This window comes from Actinomadura sp. (assembly GCF_044508335.1).
In the GTDB taxonomy this organism is placed as follows: Bacteria; Actinomycetota; Actinomycetes; order Streptosporangiales; family Streptosporangiaceae; genus Spirillospora.
In genome coordinates this window covers 1-13487 of the sequence record NZ_JBIQHY010000009.1, presented here as the reverse complement: position 1 = coordinate 13487, position 13487 = coordinate 1, and the positions used below count along the sequence as shown (strand labels likewise).

Annotated in this window: 11 protein-coding genes; 5 read left to right on the top strand and 6 right to left on the bottom strand. The window is 74.9% G+C overall.

Annotation, left to right across the window (positions count from 1 at the left end; all coding sequences use genetic code 11):
- Positions 1–330 (top strand): UTRA domain-containing protein (locus tag ACIWVC_RS05545; RefSeq protein WP_396453875.1); only part of this gene is annotated, 330 nt, incomplete at its 5' end.
- A 2-nt stretch (positions 331–332) separates the two neighbouring features.
- On the opposite strand, the gene ACIWVC_RS05540 is transcribed toward ACIWVC_RS05545, so the two are convergent.
- From ACIWVC_RS05540 to ACIWVC_RS05525, 4 genes are read right to left on the bottom strand one after another with little or no spacing between them, the layout of a single operon-like run.
- Complete coding sequence (locus ACIWVC_RS05540) at positions 333–1019, bottom strand: ABC transporter ATP-binding protein (protein ID WP_396453874.1); 687 nt, start codon at positions 1017–1019, stop codon at positions 333–335.
- A complete protein-coding gene (locus ACIWVC_RS05535; RefSeq protein WP_396453873.1) occupies positions 1016–1930 on the bottom strand; it encodes an ABC transporter ATP-binding protein in 915 nt (304 codons plus the stop codon). Before ACIWVC_RS05535 ends, ACIWVC_RS05540 begins: the two co-directional genes overlap by 4 nt.
- Positions 1930–4512, bottom strand: a complete 2583-nt coding sequence (locus ACIWVC_RS05530; RefSeq protein ID WP_396453871.1) for an FtsX-like permease family protein — start codon at positions 4510–4512, stop codon at positions 1930–1932. The genes ACIWVC_RS05535 and ACIWVC_RS05530 overlap by 1 nt, the downstream gene beginning before the upstream one ends.
- Positions 4509–7814, bottom strand: coding sequence for an FtsX-like permease family protein (locus ACIWVC_RS05525; protein WP_396452087.1), 3306 nt, complete (start codon positions 7812–7814; stop codon positions 4509–4511). The genes ACIWVC_RS05530 and ACIWVC_RS05525 overlap by 4 nt, the downstream gene beginning before the upstream one ends.
- 296 nt (positions 7815–8110) lie before the next feature.
- Here ACIWVC_RS05525 and ACIWVC_RS05520 point away from each other — a divergent pair, with 296 nt between their 5' ends.
- Positions 8111–8671, top strand: coding sequence for a dihydrofolate reductase family protein (locus tag ACIWVC_RS05520; RefSeq protein ID WP_396452085.1), 561 nt, complete (start codon positions 8111–8113; stop codon positions 8669–8671).
- A gap of 40 nt (positions 8672–8711) precedes the next feature.
- On the opposite strand, the gene ACIWVC_RS05515 is transcribed toward ACIWVC_RS05520, so the two are convergent.
- Together ACIWVC_RS05515 and ACIWVC_RS05510 are read right to left on the bottom strand one after the other, a co-directional pair.
- On the bottom strand, positions 8712–9641 hold the full coding sequence (locus ACIWVC_RS05515) for a helix-turn-helix domain-containing protein (RefSeq protein WP_396452083.1): 930 nt from the start codon (positions 9639–9641) through the stop codon (positions 8712–8714).
- On the bottom strand, positions 9638–10465 hold the full coding sequence (locus ACIWVC_RS05510; RefSeq protein WP_396452097.1) for an SAM-dependent methyltransferase: 828 nt from the start codon (positions 10463–10465) through the stop codon (positions 9638–9640). The genes ACIWVC_RS05515 and ACIWVC_RS05510 overlap by 4 nt, the downstream gene beginning before the upstream one ends.
- A gap of 280 nt (positions 10466–10745) precedes the next feature.
- On the opposite strand from ACIWVC_RS05510, the gene ACIWVC_RS05505 reads away from it, so the two are divergent.
- From ACIWVC_RS05505 to ACIWVC_RS05495, 3 genes are all read left to right on the top strand, one after another.
- Positions 10746–11099, top strand: a complete 354-nt coding sequence (locus ACIWVC_RS05505) for a YciI family protein (RefSeq protein WP_396452081.1) — start codon at positions 10746–10748, stop codon at positions 11097–11099.
- A gap of 173 nt (positions 11100–11272) precedes the next feature.
- Positions 11273–12448 carry an RNA polymerase sigma factor gene (locus ACIWVC_RS05500; protein WP_396453896.1) on the top strand — a complete coding sequence of 392 codons (1176 nt, stop codon included), beginning with the start codon at positions 11273–11275 and terminating at the stop codon, positions 12446–12448.
- A 70-nt stretch (positions 12449–12518) separates the two neighbouring features.
- Positions 12519–13457: a threonine/serine dehydratase gene (locus tag ACIWVC_RS05495; RefSeq protein ID WP_396452080.1), complete on the top strand. Its 939-nt coding sequence runs from the start codon at positions 12519–12521 to the stop codon at positions 13455–13457.
- Positions 13458–13487 lie beyond the last annotated feature (30 nt).

The window sequence follows — 13487 nt, the reverse complement described above, 5'->3', positions numbered from 1 at the left end:
GCGGACGAGCGGCCCGTCATGCTCTCCACCTCGTGGGAGCCGCTGGAGATCACGCGTGGAACGCCGGTGATGCTGCCAGAGGAGGGACCGTACGCGGGTGCCGGAGTGGTCGCCCGGATGCGGGCCATTGGACACGAGGTCGCGCTGGCCACCGAGGTGGTGACGGCGCGGGCCGTTCTGGCGGACGAGGCAGAGCGGCTCGGTGAGCCGATGGGCTCCATCGTGATGGTGATCCAGCGCACCTATACCGGCGACCGCGCGGTCGAGACCGCCGACATCGTGGTTCCCGTCGACCGGTACGAACTGGCTTACACGATCCCGGTCGACTGACGTCAGGCGGGGACGGGGACTTCGGTTGTCACGCCGTCTTCCAGGTTCAGCACTCGGTCGGCCTCCGAGAGGAGCGCCTGGTCGTGGGTCGCCACGAGGACCGTCACGCCTTCGCTGGCCACCACCGCGCGGAGCAGGGGCATGATCGCGGCGGCCGTCTCGGAGTCGAGCTGGCCCGTCGGCTCGTCGGCCAGGAGGAGCCTCGGCCGGTTGGCCAGTGCCCGGGCGATGGCCACTCGCTGGCGCTGGCCGCCGGACAGCTCGTAGGGGCGCTGGGCGGCGTGGTCCGCGAGGCCGACGAGAGAGAGCAGGACGCGCACCCGCTCGTCGCGTTCGGCCGGGTCCTTGCGGACGAGGCGCAGGGGGACCTCGACGTTCTCGGCGGCCGACAGCACCGGGATCAGGCCGTGGGACTGGAAGACGTAGCCGATGTGGTCGCGGCGCAGGGCCAGGAGGTCGTTCTCCGGCAGCGCGCCCACCTCGCGGCCGTCCACGTGGACGGTGCCGCCGTCCGGGGTGTCCAGGCCGCCGATCAGGTTGAGGAGGGTCGTCTTGCCGGAGCCGGAGCGGCCCTTGATGGCGACGAGTTCGCCGGCGTCGACGGTGAAGGACGCGCCGCGCAGCGCCGGGACCTCGATCTTGCCGGTGCGGTAGGTGCGGGTCAGGTTCTCCACGGCCACCATCGTCATGGGGTCTCCTCCCGGTCCGGCCAGACGCCGACGTGGTCGCTTTCCAGTGCGAGGCGGACGCGGTCGCGCATGTCGAGGGCCTCGGTGAACGCGGCGGGCAGCTGGACGCGGCCGGCGCGGTCGAGGAGGGCGTACTCCTCGGCGGTGCCGCCGCCGCGGCGGACCTCGACGCTGGTGCGGCCGTCGCGGATGCCGACGGTGCGGTCGACGCGCTCGGCCACCTGCGCGTCGTGGGTGACGACGACGGTGGTGGTGCCGAGCTCCTCATTGACGCGGCGGAGCGCGGCGAAGACGCCCGCGGCGGTGGCGGTGTCCAGCTCGCCGGTGGGCTCGTCGGCCAGGACGACCTGGGGCTCGTTCGCGACGGCCACCGCGATCGCGATGCGCTGCTGCTGGCCGCCGGACAGTTCGGCGGGGCGCCGGTGCGCGCAGTCGCCGACGTCCAGCATGCCCAGCAGCTCGGCGGCGCGGGTCGCGCGGGAGCGGCGGGAGCGCCCGGCGAACTTCATGGGCAGCTCGACGTTCTGCACGGCCGTCAGGTACGGGAGCAGGTTGCGGGACGTCTGCTGCCAGATGAACCCGACCTGCTCGCGGCGGAACCGCAGCCGTTCCTTGGACGTCATGGTGAGCAGGTCGGAGCCGGCGACGCGGGCGACCCCGGCGGTGGGGACGTCCAGGCCGGACAGGATGTTCAGCAGGGTCGACTTCCCGGAGCCCGACGCGCCGACGATGGCGACGAGTTCGCCCGGGTCGACGAGCAGGTCGAGCCCCTGGAGGGCGACGACCTCGATGCCGTCGGTCTTGTAGATGCGGACGAGGTTGTCGCAGACGATGTGCGCGCCCTCGCCGTAGACGGGTCCGCGTTCGGCGGCGCGGCGCTCCAGTTCGGCGAGGTCGGGTGCGTTGGCCATCAGTCCCCCGTTCTCAGTGCTGTTCCGGGGCGGGTGTCGAAGAGGCGGTCGACGGCGACCGCCGCGGCGGCCGCCAGCAGCAGGGCGCCGGCGAGGCCGAGGAGCGCGGCCGGGCCGGGCGTGTGCGCGGTGGCGGCGAAGCCGCCCGTGTAGGGCCGCAGGTCGACGACCGGGCCGGTGATGTCGGGCAGGAGCAGGCCGAGCACCCATCCGGCGCCGACCGCGCAGAGCAGGACGGGCGCGATCTCGACCAGGGCGAGGCCGCGGCTCTGCCGCCGGCTGAGGCCGAGGGCGCGAAGCTGGGCGACGGTGCGGCCGCGGGCGCGGGCGCCGACGACCAGGACGAGCAGCACCGCGAGCAGGCCGAACACGCCGCCGATGAGCGCGCCGTCCCGGAACGTCTCGTGGACGACGGTCACCATGGGGCCGCGCGTCAGGTTCCGCAGGACGTCCCGCCGCAGCTGGACGTCCCGCCCGGAGGCGGCGCGCAGCTTCCGGGCGTCCACGTCGCCGGTGACGAACACCTGGGAGGGGAATCCCTTCTCGCCCGCCACCAGCTTGTACGGGACGACGGCGAACGCGGTGCCCTCCCCCTGGCCGGGGAAATGCTCGATGCGCCCCGCGGGCTTGACGTTGATCGGCGTCATCCCGGGGCGGCTCAGCGTCAGCGGCCCCATGCCGACGGTGCGGGCGGCGAGCGGCGACAGCAGGACGCCCGAGCCCGACGGGATGCCCGGCACGGACGGCGCGAGTCTCCGGTAGGCGTCGAGGTCCACGCCGACCACGGTCATCGGCGCCGGGTTCGAGGCCGCGGACACGCCCGTGATGATCCGGGCGGGGACGGCGCCGGTCACGCCGGGCAGCGCGCGGATGCGGGCCAGCGCCGCGTCGTCCACCGGCCCCGCCTCGACCCGCGCGTCCGCCCCGGTCTCCCACCAGGACGCGCGCGCCTGCCCGTCCCGCAGCGCGGTGTCCACGGTCGCGGTGAAGCCGGCGACGGTCGCGGCCAGCAGCAGGACGGCCAGCGGCAGCGCCCCGACCAGGTTCTGCCGGGACGCGCGGGCCAGGCCGAGGAACGCGACCGCGCCGCTGCGCCGCCGCAGGACCGGCCCGGCGGCGCGCAGCAGGTACGGGTAGCCGCGCAGGACGACCACGCCGAGCGCCGCGCCGAGCAGCACCGGGACGGCGGCGACCAGCGGATCGGTCCCGGCGCCGGCGCCGCGCCGGCGCAGCAGCACGACGCCGATCACGGCGAGCGCGACCAGCAGGCCGTCCAGGACGAGCCGGCGCGGCGACGGCCGCACGGTGACCAGGTCGTCGCGGCGGTCGGCGACCGAGCCGAGGCCGCCGCCCCGCTCCCGCCAGACCATGGCGGCGGAGATGAGCAGCGCGGCCGCGACCAGCGCGGCGATCGCGTACGCGAAGGCCGGCTGCGGCGGGCCGAGGTCCAGCAGCCGCCCCGCGGCGTACCCGAGCGCGGCGGGCGGGACGACGGCGAGCGCGGTCAGCCCGCAGGCGGGGACGGCGAGCTGCCGCAGCGACGCGCCGCGCGCCCGCATCGTGCCGAGGACGGGGCGGAGCCGCTCGCCGAGCAGCCCGGCGGCGAGGAGCAGCACCCCGGCGGTGACGGCGACGAGCCCGCCGAGCGCCAGCCCGAGCACCGACCGCGCGGTGTGCAGCCGCCCGGCGAACGCGGTCAGCCGCTTGTCGAGCGGCGTGACGACGTCGCACGGGAAGATCCCGCCGTGGCCGCGGACCGCGGAGCGGAACGCGTCGAGGTCGCCGGCCATGGCGCCGGCGGCGCCGGCGTCGACCTCGCCGCCGCGGATCGGGAACCGCCAGCTGAACAGGAACTGGACGTCGCCGCCGCGCGCGACCCGCGAGTACCCGCCGGGGTCCATCAGCGCGGTGCCCGCGTCGCCCTGGAGCCCGTCGCCGCCGAGCGACTCCTTGACCACGTGCAGCATGCGGGCGCGCGGCGCCCAGAACGGGTCGCCGGGGTCCGCGGGCACGTACAGGCCGGTGATCCTGGCGGTGGCGCCGTCGGCGCGGATCCGGTCGCCGACCTTGTAGCCGAGCTCGTCGGCGTACTCCTTGGCGACCATGACGCGGATGTCGCCGCCGGTCTCGGTCGCCGGGTTGTACGCGCGCTCGCCGGCGACGAGCCGGATGCGCTGCCACGCGCCGAAGTCCCAGCTCAGGTAGAGCAGCCGGGGCGCGGCGAACCGGCCGTCGACGGCCATCCGCTCCGTGGTGATGGACGCCTCCGGCTCGCCGGTCACCTCGGCGAGCGACCGCGGCAGCATCTGCTGCCAGGTGATGGTGCCGGACTCCAGGGCCGCCTGGCTCGGGATCGCCGACCACGCGGCGCCGCCCTGCGCCTGGCCCTCCACCCGCAGGTCGGCGGTCGGCCCGATGGCGGCGGCCGCGGCGCGGTCGTACCCGGCGGCGGTGCGGGCGGGGACGGCGACCGCGAGCAGCGCCGACAGCAGCGACAGCACGGCCAGCGCGGCGAGCGGCGCCCACTGCGCCCGGGCCAGCCGCACGGCGGAGCCCCCCATCGGCAGGGCGGGGCCTCTCATCGGTCCTCCCCCACGCGCAGTCCGGCGCCGAGGTTCCGGCGCCGCAGGATCCGCATCACCGGCGGCAGCACGAGCCCGAGCACCGCGGCGACGCCGGCGAGCACGGCCAGCACCACGGGCCACTGGACGACGAGCTCGGCGGGCGGGTACGGGTCGGCGGCCTGCACGCTCAGCACCACGTGCGGGACGACGAGCCGCGCCACGACCAGGCCGAGGAACGTCCCGCCGAGCAGGCCGAGCGCGACCAGGTACGCCTGCTCGATCGCGAGCATCCCGGCGACCTGCTTCGGATGGACGCCGAGGGCGCGCAGCACCGCGAACTCCCGGGTCCGCTCGCCCGCGGTGACCGCGGCGTTGACGACGAACGCGATGACGGCGAAGGCGAGCGCGGCGCCGAAGCCGAGCACGAGCGCGCCCTGCAGCGCCGCGCCGAGCGGGGCGTCCCGCAGTTCGGCGCGCGTCTCGACGCGGTCGGCGGCGACCTCGCCCCACTGCGGATGGTCCGCGAGCGCATGGACGGCCGGGGCGGTGCGCCCGCCGCGCACCGCCGCCCACCATTCGCCGGGCTGGACGGTCTCGGTGGCGACGCCGTCGCCGGCGAGCCGGCTCTGGGTGAGCGTCGGCAGGTCCACGAGGACGCCGGGGCGGCCGGGCGGCACGGTCGGCAGCGCGGGCGCGATCCCCACGACCTTGACCGGCTGGTCGCCGTCCACGGTGCTGACGGTGACGGTGCCGCCGACGCCGACCTTGGCGCGTTCCGCCATCTCGCCGGTGATGACGCCGGGCACGGCGGGCTTCAGGTCGGTGTTCTGCACCCCGTGCTTCGGCGGCGCGGGCGTGCTGAGGATCGCGTGGACGGTCGCGCCGGTCGCGCTGCTGTAGATGCCGCGGCTCGGGTTGGGGTCGGCGGTCGCGGGCATCGCGATGTCCGCGAGCGCGCCGCCGGCCTCCGTCCCGTCCTTCGCGTCCTTCAGATGCGGTTTCAGGGGCTTGGACGGGTCGGGCGAGTAGGCGAACACGTCCCAGCGGAGGTCGGCGGGCGGCCGGGCGTCCCCGGTGCCGTCGCCGCGCACGCCCAGGACCGCCAGGTCGAGCGGCCCCGTGTAGGCGTTGTCGTCGTAGGCGTAGTGGACGCCCCGGACCGACAGCGGGTAGGACGGCACGCCGCCCGGCCCGGCGAGCGCGGCGGTGTCCAGCGCGACCGTGTGCTCGTGGCCGTCGGCGGGGAATCCGGGCAGCTCGGCCGTCCGGGCCAGCCCGTGCGCGTCCACGACGGTGACCGCGACCTTGTAGTCGGTGTCCGCCGCGGGCTCGTCGCCGCCCGGCGTGGGGCCGGTGCGGGTGAGCTTCAGGTCGAACATCAGCCGCTTCGGCTTGCCCGGGACGGCCAGCGAGGGGGCGGCGGGTCGCGCCGCGGCCAGTTCGTCCAGCCGCAGGTCGCTCCGCAGGCCGGGCTGGACGCGCAGCACGCGCCCGAGCGTGCCGGTGTCGGCGGCGAGCAGCGTCGCGGGCTCGTTGCCGAGGTCGGCCTCGGTGCGCAGCACGGCCGTGGCGGCCGTGACGCCGGGCAGCGCCGCGAACCGGCCGCCCTGGCCGAGCGCCGCCGGGCCCCCGCCGCCGGTGGAGGGGGTGAGCCGCAGGTCGGCGCCGCTCTGGAAGTCGGCCTGGTCGGTCTGCGACTTCCGCCAGGTCGCCATCGTCGTGACCGACAGCACCCCCACGGCCATCGCCATGACCAGCAGCAGCACCGGCCCCGCGTACCGGAGCTGGCGCCGCCCGACCTGCCGGGTGCCGAGGACGGGCACGAGCCCGCGGGCCCGCGTCGCGACCCGCTCGGCGACGCGCGACACCCCCGGCACGACCCGCAGCAGCAGCACCCCGCCGGCGAGCAGCGCCAGCGCGGGGCCGGACACGATGAACGGGTCGACGCCGGACGTCCCGTCCCCGGTGCCGCCCGCGCCGTCCGCCCCGTACCGGGTGAGCTGCCAGATCGCGAGCCCGGCGACGATCAGCAGCGCCAGGTCGACGCCGGAGCCGCGCAGCCCGCCGCGGCCCTGCCGGCCGATCCCGGCCTGCGCCTCGACGAACGTGCGGTTCGCGCCGCGCAGCGTCGGGACGGTCAGGGCGACCGCGCACGCCAGCGCCGTCAGCACCGACACGGCCCACAGCGGGGCCGCGGACCCGGCGTCCAGCCGCAGCCCGGACGCCCGCACCGCGGGGGCGTGCCCGGCGAGCCGCAGCAGCGGGCGGGCGAGCAGCGGGCCGAGCACCGCGGCGGGCAGCGCGATCAGCAGCCCTTCGAGCAGCCCGAGCCGGGCGAGCTGGCGCATCCCCATGCCGCGGGTGCGCAGCAGCGCGACCTCGCCGCGCCGGTGGTCGGCGAGCAGCCGGGCCACCAGCAGCCACGCGCACCCGGCCAGCAGGACGAGCTGGATCACCGGGATCAGCATCGTGGAACGTGCCACGAGCACGGCGCCGCCCAGCTGCCCGGTCAGTTCGGGGAGCTTCGTCACGACGGTGAACTGCGCCCCGCCGGCGTCCTCGAAGGTGTCGGCGGCGTGTGCGACGCGGTCGCCGAGCGGGGCGAGGTCGCCGGACCCGACGCCGCGCAGGTCCGGCATGACGGTGAAGCGGGCGTCGGCGCCGGTGCCGGTGAACTTCGCGGCGAACACATCGGGCGGCACCACGAACGGCCCGTACGTGGTGTAGTCGAGCTGCTCGACGCCGGTCGTGACGAGCCGGTCGCCCTGCCAGAAGTAGTGCTGCGGGTCGGGGACCTCGAACAGCCCGACGACGCGGACCTTCACCACCGACTTCTTGTCGACGCGCCCGTGCAGCGTGAGGACGTCGTCCACGTCGGCGCCGATGGCCTTCGCGGCGGCGGCGGGCAGCACCGCCTCGACGTCACCGGGGGTCGCACCGGGCCAGCGCCCCTTGGTGAGCCGGGCGTGCTTCTCGATGCCGGTGTAGGTCCCGAACGCGGTCAGCTCGGGGTGGTCGCTCTTCTCCTGCCCGGGGAGCGTGTAGGAGTCGCTGCGCACGCTCATCGAGACGGACAGCGGCACGTCCCGGTAGATCTGCTTGAGAGTGCGGTCGACCCGTCCCCGCACCTCGGTGAGGCCGTTCGCGGGCACGTGCGTGCCGATCGTCGCCCCCACGGAGGCGAACGTCGCGTCGGCCAGGGTGCGCCGCAGCCCTTCGCGGGTCACCGACCCGGTGTAGCCGACCAGGGCCGCGAGGACGGTGGTGGCGAACAGCGCGGTCGCGCAGGCGGCCAGCACCAGCGTCCGATCGCCGGCCATCCGCCGCAGTACAAGCCCCCGTCGCCACACAGCCGCTCATGATCAAATAAATGTGGTGCGGGCCACAAGGGTCCGCGACCGTTCCGTAACTTTCCGCAACGCACTCGAAATATATGACAAATCGCCCAGCAAACCGTCCACGGCCGGCGGCCGGGCCGGCCCGCGAGGGGGTCTCCCCGGGCTCCCGTGCGGGGCTCCGAGAGGTGCGCAAGGGACCGTAAGGATCGCGCAAACGCGGTGGCGCCCGTGGCCGCCGGACGCGAGAAGTGCAGCACGAGCCTAGCCACGGAGGCATCATGCGCAAGATCATCAACTCGACGTACGTGTCGCTGGACGGCGTCATCGAGAACCCGCAGAACTGGACGGCGGCGTACTTCAAGGACGAGGCCGCCGCCTACGCGCGGGAGCTGCTGTTCTCCTGCGGCGCCCTGCTGATGGGGCGCAGGACGTTCGACGGCTTCTCGCGGTCGTGGCCGGCGATGGAGAAGGCGACCGGCGACTTCGGCGTCCGGATGAACACGCTGCCGCACTACGTCGTGTCCGACTCCCTGAGGAAGCCGGGATGGGGCGACACCACGGCGATCCCCCGCGCCGGGGCCGTCGCCGAGCTCACCAGGCTCAAGGAGCAGGACGGCCGGGACATCCTGCAGTACGGGTTCGGCCCGGTGTCGCGCATGCTCGTCCGGCACGGCCTGCTGGACGAGCTGAGGCTGTGGATCCACCCGGTGTTCGCCGGAACCGGCGACCCCGAGGAGCTCCTCACCCGCAAGGACTTCTCGGGGTCCTTCACGCTCGCCGGGACCAGGACCTTCGAGACCGGCGTCATCATCGCGACCTACGTCCCGGCCGCGGCATAGGCCGGCGGCGCAGGGCGGCGGCGCAGGCGGGCGGCGCGGGTCAGCGGGCGAGGAGGTCCCGGAGGATCTCCGGCGTGCGGGACGGGGGTTCGGCCTGCACGCCGAGGCGGTTCAGGACGTCCCGGTAGCGGGCGATGTCGGCCGTCCGGTCGGGGTAGAGGGCGCCGGTGAGCTGCTCCAGGTAGACGACGTCGGGCAGCTCGTCCTCGGCGAACCGCAGCAGCGTCACCCGGCCGCTCTCGGCCGCGTGGCCCCCGGAGCTGAACGGCAGGACCTGCACGCTGACGTTCGGCCGCTCCGCCATCGCGATCAGGTGCTCGATCTGCGCGCGCATCGTCGCCGGGCCGCCCACGGTGCGGCACAGCACCGCCTCGTCCAGCACGGCCCACAGCTTCAGCGGCACGGGGCGCTCGAACACGCGGCGGCGCGCCATGCGCAGCTCGACCCGCCGCTCGATCTCCTCCGGGCGCGCCTCCGGGTGGCGGGCGGCGAGGAGGGCGCCGGCGTACTCCGGCGTCTGGAGCAGGTCCGGGACGTCCTGGACCTCGTACACGCGGACGAGGTCGGCGCCCTGCTCCAGCCCGAGGTAGGGCTCGAACCAGGCGGGCACGACGTCGCCGTACGCCTGCCACCAGCCGGGGGCGTTGGCGTGCTCGGCCAGTTCCAGCAGCGTCTCGCGGACGCCGGCGTCGGTCACGCCGTAGAAGGTGAGGAGGTCGGCGACGTCGCGCTCCTTGAAGCCGACGCGGCCCAGCTCCATCCGGCTGATCTTGGAGTGCGAGCCGCGGATCTCGTAGCCGGCGTCCTCGGTGGAGATCCCGGCGGCCTCGCGGAACCGGCGCAGCTGCGCGCCGACGACCATCCGCAGCACGGTCGGCCCGGCGTCCCGCAGGCCCGGTGCGGCGAAGCCGGCCGCGCCGCGGCCGGAGGCGGTATGGGGCGGCTCGTCCCGGCGTCCGCGGAGGCTCAAGACTTCACCCCCACGGCGCAGAACTCGTCCACCTCGTCCGGCTCGCCGAACGGGCCGGGCTCGGCGCGCCACCGCGACACCGGCACGACGCCCGGCTCCAGGATCTCCAGCCCCTCGAAGTAGCCGCCGATCAGCTCTGGGGTGCGCAGGTGGTAGGGGGTGTCGCTGGCCTGGTTCCACAGCTCGATCGCCGTCCGGAACGCCTCGCCGGTGATGACGTCGGTGCCGTCCGCGACCGCCAGGTGGCTGCCGGCCGGCAGCGCGTCCATCAGGTGCCGGACGATCGAGCGCGCCTCGTCGTAGTCGGCGATGTGCCCGAGGATGTTCAGCAGCATCAGCCCGACCGGGCGGCCGAGGTCGAGCGTCCGGGCGGCCTCGGCGAGGATGCGGTCGGGGTCGCGCAGGTCGGCGTCGACGTAGCTGGTGGCGCCCTCCGGCCCGCCGGCCAGCAGGGCGCGGGCGTGCGAGAGGACGAGCGGGTCGTTGTCGACGTAGACGATGCGGGCCTCCGGCGCGGCGCGCTGGGCGACCTCGTGGGTGTTGTCGACGGTCGGCAGGCCGGTGCCGATGTCGAGGAACTGCCGGATCCCCGCGCTGCCCGCCATGTGGCGGACGGCCCGGGAGAGGAAGGCCCGCGAGTGCCGGGCGACGTCCACGATCTGCGGATAGACGGACACGAACTGGTCGCCCGCGGCGCGGTCGACCGGGTAGTTGTCCTTGCCGCCGAGCCAGTAGTTCCAGATGCGCGCGGACTGCGGCACGGTGTCGTCGATGTCGGGTCCGGGCCGTGCACCGGCGCCCGGTGCTGACTCTCCCACGGAAATCCTCCTCGGCGCGCAGGAAACCTTCTTACATGGAGACGCTACTCGACGGCGGGACGCTTGCCCACCTGCCCCATACCTCCCCGTTTGTCGTGATCTGCGGCGACGGGCGGTGCCGTTCTCAGCTTGCCGGGCGCTGACCTGGCAGGATCCAGACTCCGAGAAAAAACTTGAAAAAGGCCGGGACCGGATGTCGATCCGGGCCTCCCTTCTTCGACGCGTTGGCAGAGTCCGGGGATGACCCGGACCGAAGACAGAGCCGTACACGACCTTGGAGGCACCCATGCGGTTCCTGATGATGACCACGGACACCGGCGGGAACGACGCCCCGCCGGACGAGAAGCTCCAGCAGGAGATGGGCAAGTTCATCGAGGAGATGGCCAAGTCGGGGGTGCTCCTCGCGACCGGCGGGCTGGAGCCCTACGGCACCCGCATCACCTCGTCCGGGGGCAAGGTCACCGTGACGGACGGCCCGTTCACCGAGGCCAAGGAGGGCGTCGTCGGCTTCGCGCTCATCGAGGCGCGCAACCGCGAGGAGGCGATCGAGCTGTCCAAGCGGTTCTACTCGATCGTCGGCGACGGCGAGGGCGTCATCAAGCAGGTGTTCGGCCCGGACGACCCGTTCCCCGGGCAGTGACGCCGGCGGGGATCCCGCCCGGGGTCCCCGGCGGCGGCCGCTGAGCTTGCGCGGCGGCCGGTGCGGGTGCTCTCATCGGCGGCGTGACCTCTTCGAGCGCACCCGACGTGCACGCGAGCATCGACGCGGTGTGGCGGCTGGAGGCCGCGCGCATCATCGCCGGGCTCGCCCGCATGGTGCACGACATCGGGCTCGCCGAGGAACTCGCGCAGGACGCACTGGTCGCCGCGCTCGAACAGTGGCCGGAGTCAGGCGTCCCGGACAACCCGGGCGCCTGGCTCATGGCCGTCGGCAAGCGCCGCGCCATCGACCGCATCCGCCGGCAGCGGCGACTGGACGACAAGATCGCGGAGATCGGGCGCGACCTGGAGGACCGGGCGCCCGCGGAGATCGAGGTCCCGGACGACGAGGACATCGAGGACGACCTCCTGCGGCTGATCTTCACGGCCTGCCATCCGGTGCTGTCGGTGCAGGCGCGGGTGGCGCTGACGCTGCGGATGCTCGGCGGCCTCACCACCGACGAGATCGCGCGCGCGTTCCTCGTCTCCGAGGCGACCGTGGCACAGCGGATCGTCCGGGCCAAGCGGACGCTGGCGGAGGCCGGCGTGCCGTTCGAGGTCCCCACCGGGCCGGACCGCGAGGCGCGGCTGTCGTCCGTCCTGGAGGTCATCTACCTGATCTTCAACGAGGGGTACGCGGCCACCGCCGGCGACTCCTGGGTGCGGGCGGACCTGTGCCGGGAGGCGCTGCGCCTCGGGCGCGTACTCGCCGGCCTCGCGCCGCGCGAACCCGAGGTGCACGGGCTGGTCGCGCTGATGGAGATCCAGGCGTCCCGGACACGCGCGCGCACCGGGCCGTCCGGCGAGCCCGTCCCGCTCCTGGAGCAGGACCGCGGCCGCTGGGACCGGCTCCTCATCCACCGCGGCTTCGCCGCCCTGCTCCGCGCCAAGGACATCGGCGAGCCGCCCGGCCCGTACGTCCTGCAGGCGGCGATCGCCGCGACCCACGCGCAGGCCCCCGCCCCCGAGGACACCGACTGGGCGCAGATCTCCTCCCTCTACGAGATCCTCGCGACCGTCGCCCCGTCCCCCGTCGTGGAGCTGAACCGCGCCGTGGCGGTCGGCCGCGCCCACGGCCCGGAGAAGGGCCTGCAGATCACCGACACGCTGGTGGACGAGCCCGCCCTGCGCGGGTACCACCTGCTGCCGAGCGTCCGCGGCGACCTCCTGGAGCGCCTCGGCCGGCTGGACGAGGCCCGCGCGGAGTTCGAGCGCGCCGCCGGGCTGACCCGCAACGCGCCCGAGCGCAAGGCCCTCCTCGCCCGGGCCGCCGCGCTCGGGAACCGGTGACCCGCGCTGCCCGCCGCCGAGCGGTCATGACTCAAAGTGTGTTCTGCTACTTAGGGAACTCGGAGAGGGAGTGCCGGTGATCGCTCATTCGGATGTCCAGGCCGCGGCTCGGCGAATCGCGGGGCGGGTTCGGCGCACGCCGATGATGGAGGTCGAGCCCGGGCCGGCCGCGCGGATGTGGCTGAAGCTCGAACTCGTCCAGCACACGGGGTCGTTCAAGGCGCGGGGCGCGTTCAACTACATCCTCGCCGCGCGGGACGAGGGGCGGCTCCCGGCGGCCGGCGTCGTCGCGGCGTCCGGCGGCAACGCGGGCCTCGCGTTCGCGTACGCGGCGGCGCAGGCGGGCGTGCCCGCCGAGGTGTACGTCCCGGAGACGGCGCCCGCCGTGAAGGTCGCCCGGCTGCGGGCGCTCGGCGCCGCGGTCGTCCAGGTCGGGACGCGCTACGCCGACGCGCAGGACGCCGCCACCAAGCGCGCCGCCGACACGGGGGCGCTGTTCTGCCACGCCTACGACCTGCCCGAGGTCTGCGCCGGGCAGGGGACGCTGGGCCTGGAGATCCTGGAGCAGACCGGCGGCGAGGTCGACACCGTCCTCATCGCGGTCGGCGGCGGCGGGCTGATCGCGGGCGTCGCCGCGGCCCTCGAAGGGCGGGCGCGCGTCGCCGGCGTCGAGCCCGAGACCATCCCGACCATGGAGCGGGCCCTCCGCGAGGGGCGCCCCGTGGACGTGGACGTGTCCGGGATCGCCGCCGACTCGCTCGGCGCGACCCGGCTGGGCGACATCGCGTTCTCCGTCGCGTCCCGCACCGGCGTGCGGCCGCTCCTGGTCTCCGACGAGGCGATCGTCGAGGCGCGCCGGCACCTGTGGGGCGAGTACCGCCTGGCCGTCGAGCACGGCACCGCCGCCGCGCTCGCCGCGCTCCGCTGCGGCGCCTACCGGCCGTCCCCGGACGAGCGGGTGGTGGTCGTGCTGTGCGGCGCCAACACCGACCCCTCCGACCTCGCCTGACGGGCCGCCCGGCCGGCCCCGGCTACGGGG